This is a genomic window from Streptomyces viridosporus T7A, from assembly GCF_008704515.1.
GTDB lineage: Bacteria > Actinomycetota > Actinomycetes > Streptomycetales > Streptomycetaceae > Streptomyces > Streptomyces viridosporus.
Map to the genome: position 1 here is coordinate 4,417,689 of NZ_CP023700.1, position 23,155 is coordinate 4,440,843.

The window sequence follows — 23,155 nt, forward strand, 5'->3', positions numbered from 1 at the left end:
GGGGAACCGGGCCGCGCCTGGAGGAGGCGACCGTGAGGAACATGCGAGGGGGGATCATGTGGTCCGGCGACCGTTCTTCAGCCGTCAGGGACGTGCTCGGTGCGACGGTCATGGGCGCGACGTTGATCGCAGTCGTCGGCATGGCCGGCTGCGGGGCGGCCACCTCTTCGGAGAAGCGTGACGCGGTCCGGCCCGAGGAGCGGTTGCGGGAACTGACCGCGGCCGAGGAGGTCCTGGTCGAAAAGGCCGAACAGCTGCTCGTCGAGGAGTGCATGGAGAAAGCCGGCTTCCGGTTCTGGGTGACGGAGGTGGAGAGCGTCGAGAGCCGAAAGGGCTCGGTGTTCGTACTCGACGACGTCGACTGGGCGAAGGAACACGGCTACGGCGGGCGTTTCAGGCGGGACGCCGAGGAGGCCCGGCGCAACGGCCCGAACGGCACTTACGCGAACTCGCTGACGCAGGAGGAGCGGGCCCGCTACCGGGCCGTGCTCGACGGCACGCCGTCCAGCGGCATGCTGTCGGTCGCGCTGCCGGGGGGCGGTACCGTCAGGACACCTCGCGACAGCTGCCACGCCAGGGCGAAGGGCCGGCTCTACGGCGACTTCAAGACCTGGTTCCGCGTCGAGAAGATCGCCACGAACCTCACCCCTCTGTATGTCCCGGCCCTCACCGCGGACAAGCGCTTCACGAAAGCGCTCGCGGCGTGGTCGCGGTGCATGGACGGCAGAGGCAGGAATTACTCCGACCCGTTCGAGATCCGCGCGGAACTTGACCTCCTCACCGACGGATTGAGCGGTGCCGCGGCCCACGCCGTGGAAGTGGGCCTTGCGGTGGACGAGGCCGAGTGCGCCGAGGAGTCGTCCCTCGCCGACACGGCCCGGGCGCTGGAAGACGAATACCGTGCGCAGAAAACCCGCCGCTACGGTGAAGAAATCGCTGCCTTTCAGCGCATGCGACTGACCGCATTGGATCGCGCCGAGGACGTCGTCGGCGCTTGATCCAGGCTCCTGCCGGAAAGCGCCGGCCGTCCGGCGCCTTCCGTGAATTCCAGATTTCCGCAGTCGACATCCTGCGGGACGTTCCTGTCCGCAACACGACGCAAGGAGGACACATGCGTAAGACAATCGCCGCGCTCGCGGCTCTCGGTGCCGCGGCACTCGGGGTGCTCGTCCCCACCGGTACCGCGAACGCGGCCACCGCGTGCGACAACGCCTGGCACAGCCTGCCGGCAGGCAGCATGGCCGCCTACGAGCACGCCAACTGTGGTGGCACCCTCCTGGGCCGGACGCCGGGCGACGACTCGAACTGGGGCAACACCCAGGGGGCCTTCCAGGGCAGTGACACCAACAGGGCGAGCTCGGTCCTGAACGCGGGGACGACCGACACGTCCTGGCACGCGGTCCAGTTCTTCAACGGAACGGGCACCGGCTGGACGGGCGGGTACAGCTGCCTCAAGAGGAGCGAGTTCTACGCCAGCAACCTGACCGACGACTACTTCACCAGCGGTCACGTCATCAACGACGCCATCAGCTCGCACCGGTGGGTGCCCGAGTCCTACTGCGGAGGCAGGTTCATGACCTGACCCGACGCGTCCGGAGCGGCGCTGTGTTCCTGTGCCCCGTCCCCGTATGTACGGGGACGGGGCACAGGAACGTCGTCCCCGCCCCGGACCGGCGCCCTCGCCCGGGTCCGCCGCGGCCGGTCACTCAGGTGCTGCTGCCGGTCGGCCTGGCGCTCTCCCCGCACCGGGGCAGCGAGGTCGGTTCCTGTCTGGTGCGGACGGCCGGGAACCAGGCGTATCCGGACGGCTCCTCGGCGACCCGCACCCGGTACCAGCGCGTGGTGCCCACACCGGTCTCGTCGGCGACCCGGTCCCCGTCGTACACCACGCAGTGGGCCTGCAGCACGTCCCCGTGCCATATCCGCCGCTCGGAGACATTGCCCGCCTGGTACTTCTTGTACGGGTCCAGGGCCAGGCCCATGCTGCAGGCGCGCAGCCGCTCGGTCTGCTTCCGGCACGGCGCCTCGATGTTGTAGACGGTGATCCGCGCCGTGGGGCCGGCTCTCGAGGGGTCGCCCCCCTCCCGTCCGGAGGACCACCACCAGCCTCCGGCGGTTCCGGCGGCCAGCACGGCGGCCGCCACCGTGGAGACGGCGAACCACCCGGGCCGAGTGCGCCGGTGCGGGGCCCCCGTGTCGGGCAACGTGGCGGCCAGGGCCAGCAGTTGGTCGGCGGTGACCGAGGAACGGCTCGCGTGGTCGGGGGCGAGGCACCGGGTGACGAAGTCCCGCCAGGCGTCGTCGAGACCGGGGTGCAGGCGCAGCGGCGCTCTTCCGGAGGCGTATTCCTGGGCCACCGCCGTGCGTGCCCCGGCGGTGGCACCGGCGAAGGGGAAGGACCCCCCGGTGAGGATCTGGTGCGCGGTGACGCCCAGCGCCCAGATGTCGGCCGTGGGACGCACCGGGACCCCGCGCTCGCCGAGCCCGTCCCGCCAGCGCTCCGGCGGCAGGTAGTCCGGCGATCCGAGGGGCGGCGCGTATCCGTGGGTGCCGTCCAGCCGGGACACCAGGCCGAAGTCGGCCAGGCGGACCGAGCCGTCGGGCATGATCAGCACATTGGCGGGTTTGAGGTCCCCGTGCACCCAGCCCTCCGCGTGGAGGTGGACGAGGCCTTCGCAGATCTGCGTGATCGTCCGGGCGGCGCCCGCGAGCGGACCGGAACCCGGCGCCGCGTCGAGCCGGTCCTGCAGGCTTTCCGCGGCGCGTTCCATGACCAGGACGACGACACCGTCCAGTTCGGGCCGTTCCTCGTCGGCCACCACCAGGGTGTCCAGGACCCGGATGAGCCGGTCGTGGTCGGTGTTCCGGCTGAACTCCGCCTCACGTCGGGCCAGTTCCCGCCACTGGCGGGAGCGTCCCGGCCCCAGTGCGGTCGTGGCCACGAACTTCAGGGCCACCTCGGCCGGTGGTGTCCCGGCCGGCTCGCCTCCGGAGCCCGCGTCGGAGCCCTCGTCGGGGACCTTCCGCCGTGCGGCGTAGACGCTGCCCCAGTTGCCGGAGGCGAGAGGGGAGACCACTTCCCAGGGTCCCAGCCGGTAGCCCGTCGGTACGGTGACCGCCCAGTCGCCGCCCGCTCCGGTGTCGCGCGGCCCGGTGGACCCGTCGGCTTCCGTGGTCCCATCGGCCCCCGTGGTCCCGTCGGTCCCCGTGATCCTGTCGGCCCCCGTGGTCCCGTCGTCCCCGGTGGTCCCGGCGGTCATGCGGAGCCCTCCGCCACTGCGGTCCGTCCCGCCCGCCGTGCCCTCGCCGCGGCTCCTCGCGGAGGCAGCAGCGACAGGTGCTCCTCCCCGACCAGCCCGAACCGGAGCGCGGTGGACACCAGCGTCTCCCGCTTCCAGCTCAGCCCTACGGCGCCCGAACCGGGCGGACGCAGCCGCAGCTTGGTGCCGGCCAGGTAGTCGATGTGGAAGTCCACGGCGGTCGCGCTGAGTCCCTGGTGGTCCGGATGCGGCTGCAGCCGGGCCACGACGTTGGCCGTGGAGGGGACCCCCACCGTGGAGGCGTCCCGCAGACGCGGCTCGCACAGTGCCACCAGCACCTTGAAGTACGTCGCGTTGGGGTCCAGGGCGAAGGGGGTCGTGGTCACGGAGCCCCGCTCCGCGGTTTCCCCGGGCGCCTCCAGATGGCTGTGGCGGGGGGCGAAGACCTGGAAGCCGATGGTGCCGCCGCGGGTGGCCAGCACCACCCTGCTGAACTCGAACGGGATCGGGGCGGCCAGCCGTCGGGGCGGGACCCGGATGAACTCACCGGCGCCCTCGGGGTTCTCCACCAACAGGCTGGAACCGCCGCTGAGGTTGCTCAGCTGCCAGTAGACGTCGACGGCCAGGATCTCCCCGGCCAGCCGGGGCACCGCCGGATCCGGTAGGGCGATGTCCACGGGGCATTCCGGAATGCCCCGGCCGAAGCGCGCCTTCTGTCCGGGGAGCAGCGCCAGGGAGCGGGTTCGGGGCCCGGGGCCGTCCGCGGCCGACGCGGGTAAGTGGATCAGCACCGTCTCCAACCGATCCTCCGTTCGCTTCGTTCTGCTTCCGATGGATGCCTGACCGGTGTTCGCGCGCCCGGAACAGGAGCCGTACGTGCTTCAGCCGTGCACCTGACAGAGTGCTTCACCGCCGCCACGCACCGGCGCCTGTTGTGGAATCGTTATCCGCTCACCCCGTAGTCCTGTTCCGCCCACGCCGCCGCAGCGGTGCCGTCATCCACATCGTCGGACCGACAGCGGACAAACGGACAAAGGACCGATCGGTAATCCCTGACTCGGCTCTCGCCGATCCCCCGGCGGTCGCTGCAGGGGGGCCTGCTGGGTCCTCAGCCGGGAACGTCGGGGTTCACCTCATCGCGTCCCCACTCGAAGGCGCCGAGCGGATGGGTGTACGCGGGCCGTCCCGTGTTCCCGCTCGTCCGGAAGGGCTTGCCGTTGTCGTCGATGCGCACGGTGCCCCGTTGGTCGCCGCTGGACCAGGCCAGTTCCAGGTACCAGCTCACGTGGTGCGCCCGCGCGTCCGCGAAGACGTGGAAGACTTCGGGGTCGGACTCGCTCACCTTGTAGGGGAAGTCGCGCTGACCGGCCTTGGGGGAGAGCGCGGGCCGCCCGGCGTCGAGGTCCACCCCGAAGGCCGTCGTCTCCACCGCACCACCGCACCCGACGCCCATCACGAAGTCGTTCCAGGCGAGGGGCGCGCTCTTCTCCACCACCCGTACGTGCAGTTCCTCCAGGACGACGGTGGCCCTCCCGGTGCCCTGCACGGTCAGCGCGAGCATCTGCTGCCCGCCGGCGACCCCGCCCAGCGCGGTGACCCACCCGCGCGCGTCCGGCTCGCTCGGCGGCGGAGGCACCTGCTCGGGCTTCCGGTCGATCAGGTAGTGCTGGCTGCACGGCCCTTCCCACTTGTACGGGTTGACCGCGACGGTGGGCGCGGTGGCCCTGTCCTCGGAGCCGCCGCCCCGGGCCGCCCCGGCCGCACCGTTCCGGGAGGCGGAGGGGGAGGCGGAGGCCGTGGGACCGCCGCTGTGCGAGGCGGACGGCGAGGCCGATCCGCCCTTCGCGTCGGCCGGTTCGGAGGCGCCGGGGCTTTCGCCGGCGGAGTCGACGGGCCGGGAGGCAGCTCCCACCGGCCGCTTCCCGCCCGGGGCGTCATCGCCGTCGCCGAGCACGAGATTCGCCACGAGCACGGTCGACACGACAGCGGCGGCCCCGGCGAGGACGACGACGCTGCGCCGCCGCGCCCCGGGGGCCTTCGCCCCGGACCGCCGCTCACCCCCGGCACCGGCCCCGACCGCCGCTTCGGCTTCCGTCGTCTCCGTTTCGGCTTCCGCCGTCCTGGTTCCGGTTTCCGTCGTCCCGGTCCTGGTCTCCGCCGTCTCCGTTTCGGCTTCCGCCGCCCTGGCCCCGGTCTCCGCCGTCCCCGTTCCGGTCTCCGCCGTCCCGGTTCCGTCCTCCGCCGCTGTCCGGGCCCGCGGTTCCTCCTTCGCAGGGGCCCCGCCCGCCTTCTGCCTCCGCCGGGCGTCCGCGAGCACCCACCGCCGGTGCAGTTCCACCAGCTCCTCGGGCGTCGCCCTGCACACCCGCGCGAACCGTTCCACGGGCGCGTAGTCCGTCGGCACCGCGTCCCCGTTGACGTACCGGTGAAGCGTGGACGCACTCGTGTGCAACCGCTTTCCGAGCACCCCGTAACTGAGCCCGGACCGTTCCTTCAACCGTCCCAACAGCTCGGAGAATTCGTCTCCCGCCATGGTTCCGTTCCCTCCCCACGTCCCGGATCCCCGTTCCAGGGGGTGGTCATTCCCCCAGGTCAGAGCCGCCGTAAGCGTTCCAGCGTCCCGGATGCCCCGGCAGTCGTGGCGGTCGGGACGGATCACTGCACAAGCTTGGGCCATCCAAGCACGCCGCTCCCGGCAACCGGACGAGCGGCGCCTGCCACCACACGTACTGCCCAAGGGGGATCACATGTCCACACGCACCCACCGCACCCGCCGCACCCGCGTGTTCGTCGCCGCCGCGCTCACGGCCGCCGCGCTGACGCTGACGGCGTGCAGCAACGGAGAGGGCGTCCACGACGAGGGGGCACCGGCAGGTTCCGCATCCGCGTCGGCGCCCACGTCCTCGCCCGGGACGAGCGGGGAAACCCCCACCGGGGCGGGACAGACCGACCCGGCGGGCTGGGCCTCCGGGGACTCCACCGGCGGCACGGCCGGTTCGAGCGGCACAACGGGTTCCACGGGGTCGTCGGGTTCCACGGGCTCGTCGGATTCCACGCGCTCCAAGGAGCCGGCGTCCGCCTCGGCCCCCTGCTCCAGCGCCTCCGTCCGGATGACCGCCACGGAGGTCTCCCGCCCCCTGAACCACCTCCTCCTCACCGTCACCAACACCGGCTCGAAGAACTGCAACCTCATCGGCTACCCGGCGGTCCGGTTCGGCGAGGCCCAGTCCGTCCCGCCGGCCTTCGAGGACTCCAAGCCGCAGGCGGTGGTCACGCTGGCCCCCGGCGAGTCGGGCTATGCGGGCGTCCTCCTCTCGGCCGCGGACGGCAGCGGCTCCCACGGCTACACGGCCAAGTCCCTCGAGGTCTCCTTCAACGACGGCGCGGGCGCCGCCCGCCCGTCCCTCCCCGCGAAGGGCGTGTACGTGGACGACTCGATCGGCGTCTCGTACTGGCAGTCGACCATGGCCGACGCCCTGGCCTGGTGAGGCACCGGCCCACCGCTCACTGACGCCACGGTGCGGAAGGCCGGGACCACGGCCGCGACGCAGGCGTCCGCCGATCCTCCCGCCGCGGATCCGGTGCGCGACCACTGATCACGGCGGATGGTCACGGCGGACGGCAAGAAGGCCCGGGTCTTTTTCGACCCGGGCCTTCTCCATGGAACGGACATGGAACGGACGACGAGAACAGAACTCGTGCTCCCCGTTCGGGAAGCGACGGCGCTGCACGCCCACACGGCTATTGACCTGCGAAGATCCGCTGTGCTTCGCTCAGCGTGAGGGTCTTGGGCACGGCTGTCGACTGTGGCTGTCCGCTCTGCGGGGCGCACCGGGGACACGGGTGCCGTGCGGGGGCGGACCAAGGGGGGATGAGGTGTCTCGGGGCTTGGGGGGACACATCGGGATCGCGGGCGAAGCGACCGCTTCGCACCCGTGCCCACTTCGACCGGACCTGCCCCGGCGGCGGGCGCCACGAGGCCGCCGCCCCTTACCCGGCGGCCCTGTGCCCCGGTCGGCCCGTAGGGGTCCTCGTACGTCCGCCGGACGAACCCCCTGACCCCACCGCCACCGCTGTTGCACCGCGGGTCCCCCCCCGGGCGTCACCCGTGACGACGGACCCGCCGCAACCCGGGCTGTGATCTGTCCGTCTTGCTTCGACGGGCAGCCCTTCGCGGGGGAAAGCGGTTCCGACCGGAAGGTGACGAGCAAAGCCCGTCCCGACATGAACAAAAACTAACAAAGCGGCCAGGAATTGAGATACATACCACCGCGGGACTCCCCGCGCACAGACCGAAGAACCATCGCCTCCGTGGTGCGCCGACCACGGGGGGCACTCTGGGCCGTGGCGGGTGTCGTGGCCCTCGGATTCCTCGTCGCGCTGGAGTTCGCCGCGCGGCGCTACGGCCTGCCGGGGCCGCTCACCAGTCAGGTGCGGGAGATGGTGGCCGCCCCCAAGTCGGGCGGCCTGCTGTACGCCGCCCTGGCGTTGACGATGGTGGTCCTCACCTGGCGGCAACGGTTCATCGCGGCGGGCGCGGCGATCGGTGTCGACATCGTCTTCGCGCTGGTCCGGTGGGCGGTGGACGCCGAGACGACCGGCGGCCACCCCTTCGGCAACGGCGCGTTGTGGGTGATCCTGGGCCACGCGGTCATCGCGGTCACCCGCCGCACCGGCCGGGAACGTGTCCTGCTGCTGAAGGGCGTCGGACTGGGCCTGCTGCTGGTGGCCGGTCGCAAGACCGGCGACACCTGGCTGCTCATCACCTCGAAGACCCGCCCGGAGGTGCTCGACCAGTACGTGGCGACGGCCGACCACGCGCTGGGCAATCCGTCGTGGCTGGTGGGCCGGGTCGTCACGGCCACCGGCTCCATCGGCTTCAACGTCCTCGACGTCGTCTACGGCCAGCTCGCGGTGGCCGCGGTCGTCGTCGCGCTGTACCAACTGCGCGGCGTGGCGGCCGAGCGCCGCTTCCCGAGCCACCACCTGGTGCGCACCTTCCTGGTGATCGGTCTCCTCGGGCCGGCCTTCTACATGATCTTCCCGGTGGTCGGACCGCTCTTCGCCTACGGCACCGGCACCGCGCACTGGGCGACGGTCAGCCTGTGGGCGCCGGAGATCCCGTCCAGCGAGCACTGGGCGGTGGCCGACCTGTGGCCGCGGACGCCACCGCCGATCGGTCCCCCGCACCCCATGCCCTTCGACGGGATCACCCCGCGGAACTGCATGCCCAGCCTGCACACGGCGTGGGCCGCCGCGATCTTCATCCACACCCGGAAGGGCCCACGCGTCCTGCGGTACGCAGGAACGTTCTGGCTGATCGCCACGCTCGCCGCGACGCTGGGGTTCGGCTACCACTACGGCGTGGACCTCATCGCCGGCGTGGTGTTCGTGCTCACGGTCGAGGCGGCTCTGCGGACGTTCGACCGGGGCTGGGACCGGTCGGGGATCCGGCTGGTCGCCCACGGGGCGACGGTCTTCGCCGCGCTGCTGCTGTCCTACCGCTTCCTGCCGTTGGAGATGGCCGAGCACCCGTGGGTGGCCGGCCCCCTGCTCGTGCTGGCGATGGCCTCCGTGATCCACGGCTACGTACGGACCACCGCGGCGTGGGAATCGAAGGCCGCACCGACACGACAACCACGACCACACCCACACCCACACCCACAGACGGAACCGGAACCGGAGCCGGAGCCGATCTGATCCGTGCGGCACCGGACGGCCGACCGTGTCCCGGCGGGCGTGGCGCGGGCCACGGGAACTCCCCTGCCCGTGCAGGGAGCAAAGAAGGGTGAGGCACACAGAACCAGCGGAGTCGCCCCCGCCCCCGGTCGAGGACTTCGCCGGCGAGGCGGCGGGCCGGATCGACGACGCCCGCCGCCTCGCGCTGGTCCACGACGCGCTGCGCCGACTGCGGAGCGAGGACCGCGAGGTGCCCGCCCCCGGCAGGCTTCCGCCTCCCCGGGAGCGGTCACCACCCGGTGAGCAGCAGATGGTTGAGGAGCAGGGCGAGCAGGGCCTGGGCGGCGAGCCAAGCCCGCACGGGGATTCCCCCTGCGGGAGCGGAGCCGGGAGTCCGAGGGAGGGTCCCGACGCCGGCCTCCGCCATGGCGGCGAGCAGCACGGCGGTGCCCAGGTCGTCGCACGAGACGTACTCCGCCGCGTCGGCGACCCCGTCGCCGAGCCCGACCATCGCGGCCTGGTGGCACACGGCGTCCACACCGGACAGGGCGCGGCCGACGGCCGCCGGGTCCCGCACGTCGGCGCCGGGGTCCTCCCGCACGTCGAACACGAGCGGCTCGTGTCCGCGCTCCCGGAGCGCGGCGACGACATGGGACCCGATGAACCCGGCACCGCCGGTGACCAGTACGCGCACACGGTCACGCTAGGTCCGCACCGGCGCCGCACCACGGGACCGCGCCCGCGTGCCACGACCCCGTGCGGCGTGCGGGTGAGGCGGGCGCGGGTGCGTCGAACCGGGGCGAACCGGAAATCGTGCGAGAGGCTGCCCCCCATGACGACCTCACCCCCCACCGGCACCCCGTACCGCTACGACGACCTGACCGCCCTCTACGTCAACTGCACCCTCAAACCGTCCCCGCAGCTCAGCCACACCCAGGGCCTGATCGACCGGAGCCGGGCCGTCATGGACGCCGCCGGCGTGACCACGGACCTGGTCCGCGCCGTGGACCACGACATCGCACCCGGCGTCTACCCGGACATGACCGAGCACGGCTTCGCCACCGACGCCTGGCCCGGGCTGTACGAGAAGGTGATGGCCGCCGACATCCTCGTGCTCGCCGGCCCGATCTGGCTGGGTGACAACAGCTCCGTCACCAAGCAGGTGATCGAGCGTCTCTACGCCTGCTCCTCGCTGCTCAACCCCCAGGGGCAGTACGCCTACTACGGCCGCGTCGGCGGCTGTCTGGTCACCGGCAACGAGGACGGCGTGAAGCACTGCGCCATGAACATCCTCTACAGCCTCCAGCACCTCGGCTACACGATCCCGCCCCAGGCGGACGCCGGCTGGATCGGTGCGGCCGGCCCCGGGCCCTCGTACCTCGACCCGGGCTCGGGCGGCCCGGAGAACGACTTCACCAACCGCAACACCGCCTTCATGACCTGGAACCTGATGCACCTCGCCGCCCTGCTGAAGCGCGCCGGAGGCATCCCCGCCCACGGCAACCAGCGCTCGCAGTGGGACGCCGGCTGCCGCCCGGGTGCGGACAACCCCGAGCACCGCTGATCCCTCCCCTGATCCCCCTCCGACGGACGCGAGGGCTTCGTCATCCGCCCGGCGGCCCGGAACGGCCGGGCGGAAAATCGCCGTCCCGGCGTCCTTTCCGGCCCGGCCGGACGGCGGGACCGCCACCATGGAGGCGCCGGGATTTCTGCACTCCCCCAGTGAATTATCGATTCGGCTTCGTTTCTCTTTCCTCACCCGTCCCTGGTGGATCTACCGTCCGTCGAGAGGGGTCCGAGAAAGTCGAATTTTCGCCAAGCGGTGCGGTCGGTGTTTTTTGGACTTTACCTCCAGGGGAAAACGGAAAACCGTTTCCCCATCCCTACGATCGAAAACCATGACCGACATTCCACGGGAAAACTCGGCCACCCGTGCACGCTGGCAGACCTGTCTCGAGCTTGCCCGCGAACCCCTTTGCACCGCGCGCCGGATGACCGGCTTCCACCTGGACGTCTCCCGGCCCGAAGGCCCCGTGCACTTCGCCGGCGAGCATGCCTCCCTCAAGCACACCTCCCTCGAGGGCGCCTGGATCGAGGGCGCCCCGGAGAGCGCCGTCCGCGCCGCCGTCGCCGTCCACCAGGCCCCGCCGGTGACCACGCCGGGCCCGGGCGAGGAGGAGCGTCCGTGACCGCGATCGTCCCCGGGTGCACGGTCGCCCGTTACCTCGCCCTGCGCCTGGCCGAGCTGGGCATCACCCACCTGTTCGGCGTCCCCGGCAACCACCTCGGCCCGTTCCTGACCGCCCTGCGGGCCGAGGGCGGCATCGAGTGGGTCGGCACCCCCACCGAGGGCGGCGCGGGCCAGGCCGCCGACGCCTATGCCCGCATCCACGGCGTCGGCGCGGCCGCGGTCACCTACGGCGTCGGCGCGTTCAACCTGCTCAACGCCTGCGGCGGCGCCTACGTCGAACAGGTCCCGCTCGTCGCCGTCAACGCCTCCCCGCCCTACGAGCAGTGGCAGAACTACCGCGCCCTCGGCATGCTCACCTCACACATGAGCCCCCGTCCGGAGAGCAACCTGGACGTCTACCGGCAGGTCACCGTGGACGCCCAGGTCATCTCCAACCCGGGCCGCGCCCCCGGCCAGATCGACGCCGCGCTCACCGCGTGCCTCTCCGCGCACGGGCCGGTCTACCTGGAGGTCATGGAGGACCTGTGGGACGAGCCCTGCGCCGGGCCCGAAGGGCCGATCCTCCGCCGCGAGCGGCCGTTCGGCGCACGCCACCAGACCATGCTGGACAACGCCGTGAACGCGATCCTCACCCTGATCGAGGAGCACCCCGGCCCGGACGGCAGGCCCCGCCCGATCGTGTGGGCCGGGGAGGAGATCGACCGCTTCCGCCTCGGCGGGCAGCTCACCGATCTGGTGGAGGCCACCGGAGTGCCGTTCTGCACCACCGTCGGCGCCAAGGCCGTCGTCGACGAGGACCAGCCGCAGTTCCACGGCGTCTACAACGGCCACGCCAGCCACCCGGACGTGCGCTGGGTCTTCAAGGACTGGGCCACCTGCCGGATCGGGCTCGGCGCCTGGTCCACCTCGAAGAACCTCGGCGGCGAGCAGTGCGTCGGCGGCGACTGGGTGATGGCCGCGAACGGCGGCGTCAGCGTCGGCACTTCCTACTTCCCCGACGTCCGGCTCGAACAACTGCTGCCCGCCCTCCAGGACGCGCTGGTGAAGGACTACGGCTCCGGAGGGCTGGCCGCCGACTACTACGCGGAGGCCCACGAGCACCACGGCGCACCCGGGCACCGCCCCGCCGGCCTGGAGCACCACCGAGCCTCGCTCCACGTCGTCCCGGGTTCGTCCCGGCACGTCGAACGGCTCACCTACGACGGCGTGTTCGACCGGATCAACCACTTCCTGGGCCACGAGACCCGGGAGGACTGGACGGTCGTCTCCGACGCCGCCTTCTCCCTCATCGGCTCGATGAACCTGTCCCTGCCCGAGGGCGGGTTCCTGTCGCAGGTCAGCTGGCTGTCCATCGGCTGGTCGGTCGGCGCGGCCACCGGCGCCGCGCTCGCCCCCGAGCGCACGCACGCCCGCCCGATGGTGTTCGTCGGCGACGGCGCCTTCCAGGAGACCTGCCAGGAGATCTCCACCCACACCCGGCTCGGACTGCGGTCGGTGGTGTTCGTCATGGACAACGGGCACTTCTACGGCATCGAGCAGATGCTGGTCCGCCCGTCCTACTACACCGGGCCGGACCCCACCGGCTCGGACAGCTCCATCGGCCCGGACGGCTCCATCGGCCCGGACGGTTCCACCGACCCGGCCGACCCGGACTTCTACAACGTCCTCCACCCGTGGCACTACGACCGCCTCGCGGCCGTCTTCACCGGCGAGAACACCCCGGCGAACGGGGTCGTCGTCGCGGACACCTCCGAGATGGACGCCCTGCTGGCCCGCCTCGCCGACCCGGCCGACCCGGTCAACGCCGGACCGCTGCTGGTCCGCGTCCGCCTGAGCCGGCACGACTACCCGCGAGCGATGGCGTACAAGGTGCCGAGGCCCACCGCGACGGCCTGACGGGCCGGAGGGGTGGCCAGGTGGCGGACGAGGTGGTGAGCGAGACCTTCACCGTGGCCCGGCGCCGTATCGGCGACATCCCCCAGCCGCCGCTGCCGTGGCTGCTCGGCGTGGCCCGCGACGTCCTGCGCGACCCCGGACTGCCGCTCTCGGAGGAGTCGTACGCGACCTCGGCCCACGACGGACACCGGCCGGGGGAGCTCACCGGCTACCTCACCTTCACGGCGATGCGGTGGACGGACCAGGCCCCGCCGTTCGACCGGGACTTCACGGCCGGCGAACCGGAGCACCCGGACGCGGAGACCGGCGTCGGGTCCACCGGCAGGCGCTGACCTCACCCGTGCCGCCGACCCCGTGCCCGCACGGGCGGCCCGGCGGAACCCCCCGTCCGCCGGGCCGCACGGCGGCTCAGCCCCCGAGCCGCACCGGCAGCGTCGAGGAGCTGTTCGAGAACAGGGACGGCACCGGCACGAGGTCGTCCGGATCGACGGCCAGCGACAGATCCGGGTACCGCTCGAACACCGCGGGAAGGGCCACTGCCGCCTCCAGGCGCGCCAGTGGTGCGCCGAGGCAGAAGTGCGGGCCGTTGCTGAAGGCCAGGTGCTTGCGCTGCTCCCGGGTGATGTCGAAGCGGTCGGCGTCCTCGCCGTGCTGGGCCGTGTCCCGTCCGACGGCGCTGAACGGGGCCATGATCGCCTCGCCCTTCGGGATGCGCACTCCGGCGATCTCGACGTCCTCCAGGGGGTAGCGGAAGGGGAAGTTGCCGATTGGGGCGTCCCAGCGCAGCGTCTCCTCCACCACCTTCGCCCAGGTGTCCGCGTCCCCGCGTACGGCGATCTCCCGCTGGTCGGGATGGGTCAGCAGCGCGCGGACCGCGTTGGTGATCAGGCTCAGCGTGGTTTCCTGCCCCGCCGAGAGCATGAGCAGCAGCGTGCCGACCAGCTCCTCCTCGCTCAGCGCGTCCGGGTCGGCGGCACGGGCCGCGATCAGCGCGCTGGTGAGGTCGTCGCCCGGCTCGCGCCTACGGCCCTCGACCACCCGCGCCAGCAGCTCGTACTGCTCGATCTGGCTCGCTTGGACCTCCTCGGGCTGCAGGTCGGAGCGGAAGATGTTGTCCATCAGCTCCTGCAGACGAGGACGCTCGTCGGCCGGCACCCCGAACAGTTCGCAGATGACCTGCATGGGCACGGGGTGCGCGAAGTGCCGGCGGAGGTCGACGCTGCCGTCGGCCGCGGCGCGCGACGGCAGGTCGTCCAGCAACTGCCCCACGATCTGCTGGATGCGGGGGCGCAGCTCCTGCACCCGGCGCGGGGTGAACGTCTGGGTGACGAGTTTGCGCAGGCGGCGGTGCTCCTGGCCGTCCGCGGTCACCATGTTGGTGACCTTCACCATGCCGATGAGCGGCCAGCCGTCCGCTATCTCACCCCGGATGATGGCGTTCCAGTTGCGCCAGTCCTTGCTGAAACGAGCGTCGGTGACCATGTCGTTCAGCAGGGCGTGGTCGGTCACCGACCAGGCCATCACCTCCCCGGGCAGCCGGACCCGGACCACGGGGCCCAGCTCGCGGAGCCTGGCGGCCTCGCCGTGGTGGTCCTTTCCGTGCGGATCCAGAGTGATGACCGGTACGCGCCCCTCGGCGGAGGAGTTCGTGGACGACGTCATGCTGGGCTGCTCCTTGTCTCAGGACCCGCCGTCGTGCGGGGGTCTTTTCGGATGCGGGGGTTCGGGATTCACGCCCCCGCGCCGGTGGGCACGCGGGCCGGTACGCGGGCTGCGGAGAACACCGTGGGCAGGGCCACCGGCACCCTGGTCCAGGGGGAGGGGCGCCAGGTCAGCTCGTCCGCGGGAACGGCGAGCCTCATGTCCGGCAGCAGGTGCAGAGCGGTCTGCACCGCGGTACGGGTGATCAGCCGTGCGGGCACCTGCGCGGGACACATGTGCGGGCCCGCGGAGAAGGCCAGGTGCGAGCGGTTGCCCCACCCCTCGTCCGGACCGTCCTGCCGGACCTCCGGATCGTCGTTCGCGGCGGCGAGCCCGAGGATGAGGCAGTCGCCGCGGCGGATGGGCCGGCCCCCCAGCTCGGTGTCGTGCAGCGCGTACCGGGCGGGCATGTTGTTCATGGGCGGATCGCGCCACAGCGCCTCGTCGAGGGCGTCGTCCACGCCGAGCTGTCCGCCGTGCAGCCGGGCGGCGAACCGCGGGTCCGTGAGCATGAGGCGGAGGGTGTGGGAGATCCACGCCGTGACCGTCTCGTTGCCCGCGGAGATCATCACGACGATCGACTGCAGCCGCTCCGCCTCGTTGCGCAGGTTCGGGTGGTTGATGAAGACCGTCGTCATGTCGTCGGTCGGGTTCCGCCGGCGCTCGCGCACCGTGTCGAGGAGGATCTGCTCGAAGGTGCGGTTGCCCGCCTGGGAGTCGTCCGCGCTGCCGAACAGGGCGATGAGCGCGTCGAGCAGTTCGCGGCCCTCCACACTGTCCAGGCCGAACAGCGAGGCGAGGGAGAGCATCGGGACGATCGTGGCGTACTCGTTGACCAGGTCGGCGCTGCCGCGTTCGGAGAACGCCGCGATCAGCTCCGTGCACAGCGCCTCCACCTCGCGCCGTACCCTGCGCTGGTCCATCCGCGCGATGCCGTCGTCGAGGGGCTTGCGCAGGCGCCGGTGCTCGGGGCCGTCGGCCCCGATGACGTTGGCGCGCCAGCCCATCATCGGCAGGAGTCCCGAATGGGGCGAGACGATCCCCTCGTTGAGGTCGCGCCAGTTGCGGGCGTCGCGGGAGTACAGCTGCTCCTGCCGGGTGATGGTCAGCATCTCCCGGTACCCCATCACCAGCCAGGCGGAAACCCCCGGCTCCAGCTCGACCTGCGCGACGCTGCCCCACTTCTCGCGGAGCTCGCGGTACACCGCACGCGGATCGGGGGACCCGACCACGGCGGCGAGCGGAACCGGGCCGGTGCCGTGGTGCGCGTGCGCCGGGCACCCCGGCGGTGGCGGCATGCTCACGAGGCGGCCCCCGCGGGCCGTGCCGCACCCATGCCCGACACGTGCTGCACCAGGGTGATCAGGGCATCGACCGATGAGGTCCGCTGGCGGGCGTCGCAGGTCACGATGGGTGTCTCCGGCAGCAGGTCGAGCGCGCCGCGCAGCTCCTCCTCGGAGTACAGCTCGCTGTCCGGGAACTGGTTGATCGCCACCGCGAACGGAAGTCCCCGGACCTCCAGTTGCTCCAGGACGTCGAAGCTGTCCTCCAGCCGGCGGGTGTCGATCAGCACGAGCACCCCCAGCGCGCCCTCGGCCAACCCCTCCCACAGGTCCCAGAACCGCCGCTGTCCCGGGGTCCCGAACAAGTACATGACCAGTCGGGAGCTGAGCGTGACACGGCCGAAGTCCATGGCGACGGTGGTGGTCGTCTTGCCTTCCAGGCCGGCCAGTTCGTCGACGCCCACGCTCGCTTCCGTCATGACCTCCTCGGTGCGCAGCGGTTCGATCTCGCTGACGGACCCGACGAGCGTCGTCTTGCCCACGCCGAACGCGCCCATGACGAGGATCTTGACGGCCTGCTGCACCGTGTCGGGCAAATAACGGTCAGCGGAGCCGACGGAGACCATCCAGTACCTCCTGTAGCAGTTGCTTGTCGGGCTGTGCGGCCCGTGGAACACCGGAGCGCGCGGACAGGTGCCCACTGTCGACGAGGTCGGACGCCAGCACCTTCACCAGACTGACGGGCAGTTGGAGATGGGCGGCGGCCTCCACCAGCGACAGGAGCTGCGAGCACATCCGGACGAGGGCGATCTCCTCCCTGGTGGCGGAGAGGGGGAGGGCCCGCGGAGGGTCGGCCGCGACCAGGAGTGTTTCGACGCCGATGGTGTTGCGGGAGGGCCGGGAGCGACCCTTGGTGATCACGTACGGGCGTAATGCGCCGTTCGTGAAGCCCGCTCCCGACCCGCTCACGCGGAGCCCTGGCGCGGCGGGCTGCTGAGGTTGCGCGCACCGATCTTCATCACCTGCGCCTGCATCTGCCGCGCGACGAGCTTGGGGTCGACCACCGGCCCCGTCACCACGGCGAGGTGCGCGCCGCTGGCGCTGCGCATGAACAGGAAGCCCCCGTTGAACTCCACCATCTGCTGGTGCACGGCGCCGCCGTCCTCACCGAACTCCCGCCCGAGACCACGGCCGAGCGACTGCAGACCCGAACAGCTCGCCGACAGCCGGTCGGCCAGGTCACGGTCCACGCCCTCCGAGTTGGCCAGCAGCAGACCGTCGGAACTGAAGACGATCGCCAGCCGTACGCCGGGCACCGCGGTGACCTCGGAGATCATCCAGCCGCGCTGCTCGGGGTTCTCCACGTAATTCATGCTCACATCTGTCCTTCCGGGGAATCGGGGTGGGGAGAGGGGCTGTACGGGGGGCCGTACGAGGGGGGCTCCGGAGGCACGGCCCCGGACGGCGGGGGCGCGGATCCGGTCGAGGGGGACGTGGTCCGTCCGCCCTCGAAGAACTGCTCCATCCAGTCGCCCGCGTCCTCCGGCGAACCCGGCGGAGTGACGGCGGTCGGCGCCTCCTCCACCGCGGGGACGTACCCGTCACGCCGCGACCGGCGCTGGGGCAGCCGGCGGGAACCGGTGCCCGGAGCACGCGTGGCGGGCGGGGGCGGCTCGGGCGACGGGGCGGGTTCGGCGGCGGACTCCGGGGCCCGTACGGGAACGGCGCGATCGGGGGCGGCGGCCGGCGGGGACCCGGGGGAGGGCGCGGCGGGCGGCGGCGTCGGCGCCGGGGGAGCGGGCGGCGGCGCGGGGAGCACACGCCCACCGGGCGCCCCGGCGGGCTCGATGGTCTGCAGGAGTTCGAGAGGCACCAGGATCACCGCGCGGACACCACCGTACGGTGACGGACCGAGGTCGACGCCGAAGCCGTGACGGTGCGCGAAGCGGCCGACCACCGCGAAACCGGTCTGCGGGATCTCGCCGACGTCTCCGACGCCCAGGAGGCGGCGGCCCGAGACGATCTCGCGCGCCTCGGCCAGCCGGTACTCGTCCAGGCCCAGGCCGCCGTCGTCCACCTCGATGACCGCGCCGCGCTGCACCGTGCGCACGGTGACCGACACGCTGGTCCTCGGCGGTGAGTACTCGGTCGCGTTGGCGAGCAGTTCCGCGACGAGGTGGATCAGGGGTTCGACCACCGACGCGGTGATGCCGACATCGGGGTCGCCGGTCACCTCGACACGCTTGAACGCGACGATCCGGCCCGAAGCGGCGCGCACCACGTCGACCAGCGCCAGCGGCTTCTGCCACTGCTGGCCCGGCCACTCCCCGCACAGCACCTTGAGACTCTGGGCGTGCCGGGCCTGCTGCGTCGCCGCGTGGTCCACCTGCATCGTGGCCTCGAGCAGGCCCGAGTCGCCGGGATAACGTTCCGCCACACCCGTGATCGTGGCCTGGATCCGGTGCGCCGAGGTCTGGACCCGGCTCGCCAGCTCGACCAGCGCGATGCGCTGCGACTCCTCCCGCTCCTCGAGCGCCTCGGACACGTCCGAGAGCAGCTTGTCGAACCACTTGGAGAGCTCCACCACCAGCGGCTCCCCGCTCTCCGGGGACGGGGGCACCTCGTCCCGGGAGAGAGCGGCGGGAAGCCGCTTCGCCACGAGGAACTCGGCTTCCTGGAGGGCCGCGCCGAACTGCTTGCGCACATAGGTGTGCCATTCGGCGTCGCGGCGCGCGACCTCCGCCTCCCGCTCACGTAGCTCGGTGTGCAGGCGTGCCGCCTCCGCCGTGCTCGCCCGGTGCCGCCCCCTCAGGCGTACGAGGCAGCCGAGGGTCAGGAGGGAGACGGCCGCATGGACCGCGGCCGCGGCCACGCCGAGGCCGGCGACGGGCACCACGGCCGCCGAGCACACGAGGAACGTGAGCACGAGAGCCACCGCCCAGAGGGCGTTGCTCCCTCGGGGTTCGGGAGGGGACGCGGAGGAACGAGCCATGGAGAACCTTTGAGTCGGCGGTGGGTCGATGTCCGGTGGACGCGAGGCGCAGGACGTCAGGAGCTGTGCGACGGGGGGAGTACCGGGGGAGCGGCCGTACGGGGGCACCGAGCCCCGAACGCGCCGTCGACATGGCCCGGGTCAGTCATCGTCTTCATGGGGACCACTTCTGCACCAGAGGTTGTTTGAAGATCGTATCTTCGATTCACCGCAACGGAAGCGTGACGTTCCGTGAACATCCTTCGTTCACTTACCACTTGATCACGCCGACCTCCAGGACGCTTACGTGGGGGTCCTGTTGGGCGGATCGGGCCAGGAAACGGGCGCGGTGAAGGGCGACCGTCCGACAGGTCGTCAGGTGGTTCGGTGTCTCCCGACCCTGCTTCCCGAGAAGGGAGTCGGCCGTCCGGACCGAGGGTCCGTACCGGCGCTCCGGCGAGGAGCGGCAAGGGGAGCCGCCGGAGAACCGACGGTGCGGTACGCGCCCACGGGTCCGGACAACGGAGAACCCCCGGGTCTTCGACCTGGGGGTTCCGTCAGGAGGGGGAACACGGCGCGGCGGCGCGGTGGTGGGGCTGGGCAGCCGCGGCGTGCCCGGGCAGCACGGTGCTCCGGGGCGGTGACGAGCACGGCCGGGCCGTGCGGGCGGTCACCCGGTGAGCGGCTCCGACGGGTCACCGTGCTCCTGCCGGTGGTCGGGGCGGATGACGGCGCGGACGCAGCCGTCGGTCTTGTGCTTGAACATGTCGTACGCCGCGGGCGCCCGGTCGAGCGGAAGGGTGTGGGTCGCGAGGTGGGCCGTCTTGATCTCGCCGGCGGCCAGCTTGTCCAGCAGCATGGGGATGTAGCGCTGTCCGTGCATCTGGGCGCCGCGTACGGTGAGCCCCTTGTTGACGACCGCGCCGAGCGGGAACTTGTCGACGGCGCCCGCGAAGACGCCGAGGACGAACACGGTGCCGGCCTTGCGGCAGGCGTGGATGGCCTGGCGAACGGCGGTGGGCCGGTCGGTCTGGAGGCGGAGCTGCTGCTTGGCCTGGTCGTACAGGTGGGCGGGGCCGGTGCTGTGGGCCTCCATGCCGACGGCTTCGATGCAGACGTCGGGGCCGCGTCCGCCGGTGCGCTCGCGCAGTTCCGCGGCGATGTCCGTGGCGGTGTAGTCGAGGGTCTCCGCGCCGACGTACCGCTCGGTCATGGCCAGCCGCTCGGGGATCCGGTCGATGGAGATGACCCGCTCGGCGCCCTTGAGGAACGCGGCCTTGGCGGCCATCTGCCCCACGGCGCCGCAGCCCCACACCGCGACCACGTCACCGGGCTTGACCCCGGCGAGGTCGGCGCCCATCCACCCGGTGGGGACCGAGTCGGAGACGAACAGGGCGCTGGTGTCGTCGATGCCCTCGGGCACGGAGAAGGCGCCGTAGTCGGCGAAGGGGACGCGGACGTATTCCGCGTGGCTGCCGCGCAGGCCGCCCATGGCGTGGGAGTAGCCGAAGATGCCGGCGGTCTCGTAGCCGAACAGGGCCTGGCCGATGCCGGGGTTGGTGTTGGTGTTGTCGCACAGGGACCACAGGTCGTTGGCGCAGTACCAGCAGCGTCCGCACCCGATGAAGGAGCAGACGACGACCCGGTCGCCGACCTTGTGGCGGCGCACGGCGGAGCCGGTCTCCACGACCTCGCCGACGAACTCGTGGCCGATCACGTCACCGGCGCGCATGGCCGGGATGTAGCCGCCGATGAGGTGCAGGTCGGAGCCGCAGGTGGTCCCCGCGATCAGCCGCACGATGACGTCCTGGTCGTTGCGCAGCTCCGGGTCGGGGACCTGCTCGACGGACAGCTTGTTCACGCCTTCCCAGCACAGCGCCTTCACAGCACTCCCTCCTCGCCGGAGCGACGGGTGAACAGCTCGATCAGCTTGCCGCCCGGAGTGGGGCGGGTGGTCGGCGGCGCTTCGGGCCGGAGCACCTCACCCGCCTCCAGCAGGGCCTTGGCGTCGCGCAACGCGCGCCGCAACTCCTGACGCGGGTCCTGCCCGGCCAGGCGCGCGGGCAGGGAGGCGGACGCGGCGGACACGGGCTCCTTGAAGCGTGCGGCCAGTTCCGTACCGCGGTCGCCCGGTGCGGGCCGGACCCGCACGTCGATCCGCTCCGCGAGATCGTCCAGGGGAGGCGGCGGCTTCCCCTCGGACCCCACGTCCGCGGCCGACCGGTTGATCGTCACGGTGAGCCAGCGGTCCCCCGCCCGGCCGTCGGCCCGGTGCGCCTGCCGGGACCGCCGTACGGCCGCTGCCCCGGCGGCGGCGACCGGAACCGTCCACCACAGCTTCTTCATGGAAGTCCTCCGTTCCGGTGTCCGGTTGCACCGTCCGACGCCGGGTTACCCCGGCCGCCGAAACGAAACGGTGCCGACCGGGAGGAACCGGGGCCGGTGAGCCGGGGCGGCAGGGGTACCCGCCGCCGCATGATGAAGCGAGCTCTGTGGCAGGGACTGGCGGCCGGTACGGCCGGGGTGCTGGTGATGACACTGGGGGAGAAGGTCGAGCAGCGGCTGACCGGTCGGCCCGACTCCCACGTGCCCGCCCGGACCCTGGAACGCCTGACCGGCATGGCCGAGCGGCCCGGCCGCCAGCCCGTGCCGGTGAATCTGGCCATGCACTTCGGGCAGGGCGCCCTCCTCGGCGTGCTGCGGTCGGTGATGGCGCACGCCGGGCTGCGCGGCCCCTGGTCGTCGGCGAAGTTCGGCGTCGTCCGGATCACCAGCGACCAGATCCTCGAGAACGCCACCGGCGTCGGCGCCCCGCCCCCGACCTGGCCGCGCCGCGAACTGGTGGTCGACCTGCTCCACAAGACGGTGTACGCCTTCGCCACCGGTGCCGTCGCCGACGCCCTGGCCGCCCGCTCGGGCCCCGGCCCGGGACAGCGGCACGCGGCCGTCCGCCCCGGCCGCCACTCCGACGTGGGCCCCCTGCCCCGGGGCCGAGCAGGGGGACACTGAGCGCCCGGACCACCGCACCGTCGCGAGGCGTCCCGGTCGGGGAGGGACGCGCCGCACGGACCCACGGCCGCCGCGCGTCGGCCACGGAGCGCACCGGAGCCGCCCGGGTCTGCGGAGGATGGAGCTCGGAACCCACCCGGGGCGGCTGACGATGCCGCTCGGAACCCGCCCGGGTCTGCCGACGATGCAGCTCGGGCCGGTCGACCGCGTCCGCCGACCCGCACGGCCCGCGAGCCGAGGGCCGCTGCCCGAACGCCGGCGCCGACATCCGGTCCGGCCGGTGGGCCGGGCGGATGTCCGGGTACCCGTCGGGCGCCGGCGCATCAAGCCGCCGCGGCTCCCGCCGACAGGGGAGTACGGCCTCTCGAAAGGGGACCGGCATGTCAGGCGACCACGATCAGGACATTCAGAACGCTCAGGGCATGAGGCATCCGTCGATCTCCCGGCAGAGCCCGGCCGAACTGGGCGGGCCGGGCAGCATCCTGCTCAGGCAGCGGCGCGACCACGCCGAACTGGACCGGCTCATGAACGCCTTCCCGGCCGCCGGCGCCGACGGTCCGCTGCGTGATCGGCTGTGGCGGGACTTCGTGCAGCTCGTGTTCAGCCACGCCTTCGCCGAGGAGACGGTCCTGTGGCCGGTGCTGCGGCGCCTCTCCCCGGACGGCGAGGAACTGACCGGCCGGGTCGAGGAGGAGCACCAAGCCATCAACGACCTGCTCGCACGCGTGGAGAAGGACAAGGACGACCCCCGGCGCGAGGCGTTGATCGAGGAGGCGTTCCGCTTGGTGAGGGAGGACATCAGGGATGAGGAGGACGTCCTCCTGCCCCGCCTGCGCGCGGCACTGGACGACCGGCAGCTCCGCCGCGTCGGCGCGGCCTGGGAGGCCGTGCGGATGGCCGCCCCCACGCATCCGCATCCGGCCGTTTCCCGCCGCCCGCCCGGCAACGCCCTCGCGGGCGTTCCGCTGAGCGGCTTCGACCGACTGCGCGACCTGATCGCGGTGGACAGCCCCTCGGGGCGGCGCGCGGCGCTGGCACTGGGCGCCCTCGCCGCCACCGGGGCGGTGATCGTCGGGGTGAGGCGCTCGGCCCGCCGCCGCTGACCACCGCGGCCACCGCACGGTCCGGGAGGCGGCCCCGCGGGGCCGGGCGCTCCGGCGGGCTC

21 protein-coding genes and 1 pseudogene are annotated in these 23,155 nt (G+C 72.2%); 10 read left to right on the plus strand and 12 right to left on the minus strand.

All coding sequences use genetic code 11. The features are described from left to right. The first annotated feature begins 32 nt into the window (after nucleotides 1-32). Nucleotides 33-998 (plus strand): hypothetical protein, encoded by a 966-nt coding sequence (locus tag CP969_RS20500; protein ID WP_016825394.1) that lies wholly within the window; start codon nucleotides 33-35, stop codon nucleotides 996-998. A gap of 113 nt (nucleotides 999-1,111) precedes the next feature. Beyond that, nucleotides 1,112-1,582: a hypothetical protein gene (locus CP969_RS20505; RefSeq protein WP_016825393.1), complete on the plus strand. Its 471-nt coding sequence runs from the start codon at nucleotides 1,112-1,114 to the stop codon at nucleotides 1,580-1,582. A 124-nt stretch (nucleotides 1,583-1,706) separates the two neighbouring features. Here CP969_RS20505 and CP969_RS20510 read toward each other — a convergent pair whose 3' ends face one another. The 3 genes from CP969_RS20510 to CP969_RS20520 all read right to left on the minus strand — a co-directional run bounded on the left by CP969_RS20510 (nucleotide 1,707) and on the right by CP969_RS20520 (nucleotide 5,793). Next, the gene (locus CP969_RS20510) at nucleotides 1,707-3,260 is read right to left on the minus strand and encodes a serine/threonine-protein kinase (RefSeq protein ID WP_016825392.1); all 1,554 of its coding nucleotides are present in this window, start codon (nucleotides 3,258-3,260) and stop codon (nucleotides 1,707-1,709) included. After that, entirely contained in the window at nucleotides 3,257-4,060 is an 804-nt protein-coding gene (locus tag CP969_RS20515) for a hypothetical protein (RefSeq protein ID WP_016825391.1), read from the minus strand. Before CP969_RS20515 ends, CP969_RS20510 begins: the two co-directional genes overlap by 4 nt. A 308-nt stretch (nucleotides 4,061-4,368) precedes the next feature. Further along, nucleotides 4,369-5,793: a helix-turn-helix domain-containing protein gene (locus CP969_RS20520; protein ID WP_004985633.1), complete on the minus strand. Its 1,425-nt coding sequence runs from the start codon at nucleotides 5,791-5,793 to the stop codon at nucleotides 4,369-4,371. Nucleotides 5,794-6,007: 214 nt separating this feature from the next. Here CP969_RS20520 and CP969_RS20525 point away from each other — a divergent pair, with 214 nt between their 5' ends. Together CP969_RS20525 and CP969_RS20530 are read left to right on the plus strand one after the other, a co-directional pair. Further along, nucleotides 6,008-6,748, plus strand: coding sequence for a DUF4232 domain-containing protein (locus tag CP969_RS20525; protein ID WP_026085024.1), 741 nt, complete (start codon nucleotides 6,008-6,010; stop codon nucleotides 6,746-6,748). Between the two features lie 823 nt (nucleotides 6,749-7,571). Further along, nucleotides 7,572-8,960, plus strand: coding sequence for a DUF5933 domain-containing protein (locus CP969_RS20530; RefSeq protein ID WP_171817483.1), 1,389 nt, complete (start codon nucleotides 7,572-7,574; stop codon nucleotides 8,958-8,960). Nucleotides 8,961-9,339: 379 nt separating this feature from the next. Here the strand turns inward: CP969_RS20530 and CP969_RS20535 are convergent. Continuing rightward, nucleotides 9,340-9,633 (minus strand): annotated as a pseudogene (locus CP969_RS20535) (NAD-dependent epimerase/dehydratase family protein); the annotation flags it as partial. Nucleotides 9,634-9,771: 138 nt separating this feature from the next. Here CP969_RS20535 and CP969_RS20540 point away from each other — a divergent pair. From CP969_RS20540 to CP969_RS34460, 4 genes are all read left to right on the plus strand, one after another. Further along, on the plus strand, nucleotides 9,772-10,503 hold the full coding sequence (locus CP969_RS20540; protein WP_004985621.1) for a flavodoxin family protein: 732 nt from the start codon (nucleotides 9,772-9,774) through the stop codon (nucleotides 10,501-10,503). Between the two features lie 334 nt (nucleotides 10,504-10,837). Then, on the plus strand, nucleotides 10,838-11,128 hold the full coding sequence (locus CP969_RS34635; RefSeq protein ID WP_026085022.1) for an FAD-dependent oxidoreductase: 291 nt from the start codon (nucleotides 10,838-10,840) through the stop codon (nucleotides 11,126-11,128). Then, a complete protein-coding gene (locus CP969_RS20550) occupies nucleotides 11,125-13,026 on the plus strand; it encodes a thiamine pyrophosphate-binding protein (protein ID WP_016825385.1) in 1,902 nt (633 codons plus the stop codon). The genes CP969_RS34635 and CP969_RS20550 overlap by 4 nt, the downstream gene beginning before the upstream one ends. A 20-nt stretch (nucleotides 13,027-13,046) precedes the next feature. After that, nucleotides 13,047-13,358 (plus strand): hypothetical protein, encoded by a 312-nt coding sequence (locus tag CP969_RS34460; protein WP_016825384.1) that lies wholly within the window; start codon nucleotides 13,047-13,049, stop codon nucleotides 13,356-13,358. 76 nt (nucleotides 13,359-13,434) lie between these two features. On the opposite strand, the gene CP969_RS20560 is transcribed toward CP969_RS34460, so the two are convergent. The 8 genes from CP969_RS20560 to CP969_RS20595 all read right to left on the minus strand — a co-directional run bounded on the left by CP969_RS20560 (nucleotide 13,435) and on the right by CP969_RS20595 (nucleotide 21,327). Continuing rightward, nucleotides 13,435-14,688: a cytochrome P450 family protein gene (locus CP969_RS20560; protein ID WP_016825383.1), complete on the minus strand. Its 1,254-nt coding sequence runs from the start codon at nucleotides 14,686-14,688 to the stop codon at nucleotides 13,435-13,437. A 68-nt stretch (nucleotides 14,689-14,756) separates the two neighbouring features. Next, nucleotides 14,757-16,031, minus strand: coding sequence for a cytochrome P450 (locus CP969_RS20565; protein ID WP_004985607.1), 1,275 nt, complete (start codon nucleotides 16,029-16,031; stop codon nucleotides 14,757-14,759). Continuing rightward, nucleotides 16,028-16,636 (minus strand): GTP-binding protein, encoded by a 609-nt coding sequence (locus CP969_RS20570; RefSeq protein ID WP_004985606.1) that lies wholly within the window; start codon nucleotides 16,634-16,636, stop codon nucleotides 16,028-16,030. The genes CP969_RS20565 and CP969_RS20570 overlap by 4 nt, the downstream gene beginning before the upstream one ends. Further along, complete coding sequence (locus CP969_RS20575) at nucleotides 16,614-16,979, minus strand: DUF742 domain-containing protein (protein WP_004985604.1); 366 nt, start codon at nucleotides 16,977-16,979, stop codon at nucleotides 16,614-16,616. Before CP969_RS20575 ends, CP969_RS20570 begins: the two co-directional genes overlap by 23 nt. Beyond that, entirely contained in the window at nucleotides 16,976-17,383 is a 408-nt protein-coding gene (locus tag CP969_RS20580) for a roadblock/LC7 domain-containing protein (protein WP_026085021.1), read from the minus strand. Before CP969_RS20580 ends, CP969_RS20575 begins: the two co-directional genes overlap by 4 nt. 2 nt (nucleotides 17,384-17,385) lie before the next feature. Continuing rightward, on the minus strand, nucleotides 17,386-19,002 hold the full coding sequence (locus CP969_RS20585) for an ATP-binding protein (protein ID WP_150474951.1): 1,617 nt from the start codon (nucleotides 19,000-19,002) through the stop codon (nucleotides 17,386-17,388). Nucleotides 19,003-19,651: 649 nt separating this feature from the next. Further along, nucleotides 19,652-20,866 (minus strand): zinc-dependent alcohol dehydrogenase, encoded by a 1,215-nt coding sequence (locus CP969_RS20590; protein ID WP_016825378.1) that lies wholly within the window; start codon nucleotides 20,864-20,866, stop codon nucleotides 19,652-19,654. Beyond that, entirely contained in the window at nucleotides 20,863-21,327 is a 465-nt protein-coding gene (locus tag CP969_RS20595) for a hypothetical protein (RefSeq protein WP_016825377.1), read from the minus strand. Before CP969_RS20595 ends, CP969_RS20590 begins: the two co-directional genes overlap by 4 nt. 129 nt (nucleotides 21,328-21,456) lie before the next feature. Here CP969_RS20595 and CP969_RS20600 point away from each other — a divergent pair, with 129 nt between their 5' ends. Together CP969_RS20600 and CP969_RS20605 are read left to right on the plus strand one after the other, a co-directional pair. Next, nucleotides 21,457-21,990 (plus strand): hypothetical protein, encoded by a 534-nt coding sequence (locus CP969_RS20600; protein WP_026085020.1) that lies wholly within the window; start codon nucleotides 21,457-21,459, stop codon nucleotides 21,988-21,990. Between the two features lie 422 nt (nucleotides 21,991-22,412). Further along, nucleotides 22,413-23,093 carry a hemerythrin domain-containing protein gene (locus tag CP969_RS20605; protein WP_016825375.1) on the plus strand — a complete coding sequence of 227 codons (681 nt, stop codon included), beginning with the start codon at nucleotides 22,413-22,415 and terminating at the stop codon, nucleotides 23,091-23,093. Nucleotides 23,094-23,155: the final 62 nt, after the last annotated feature.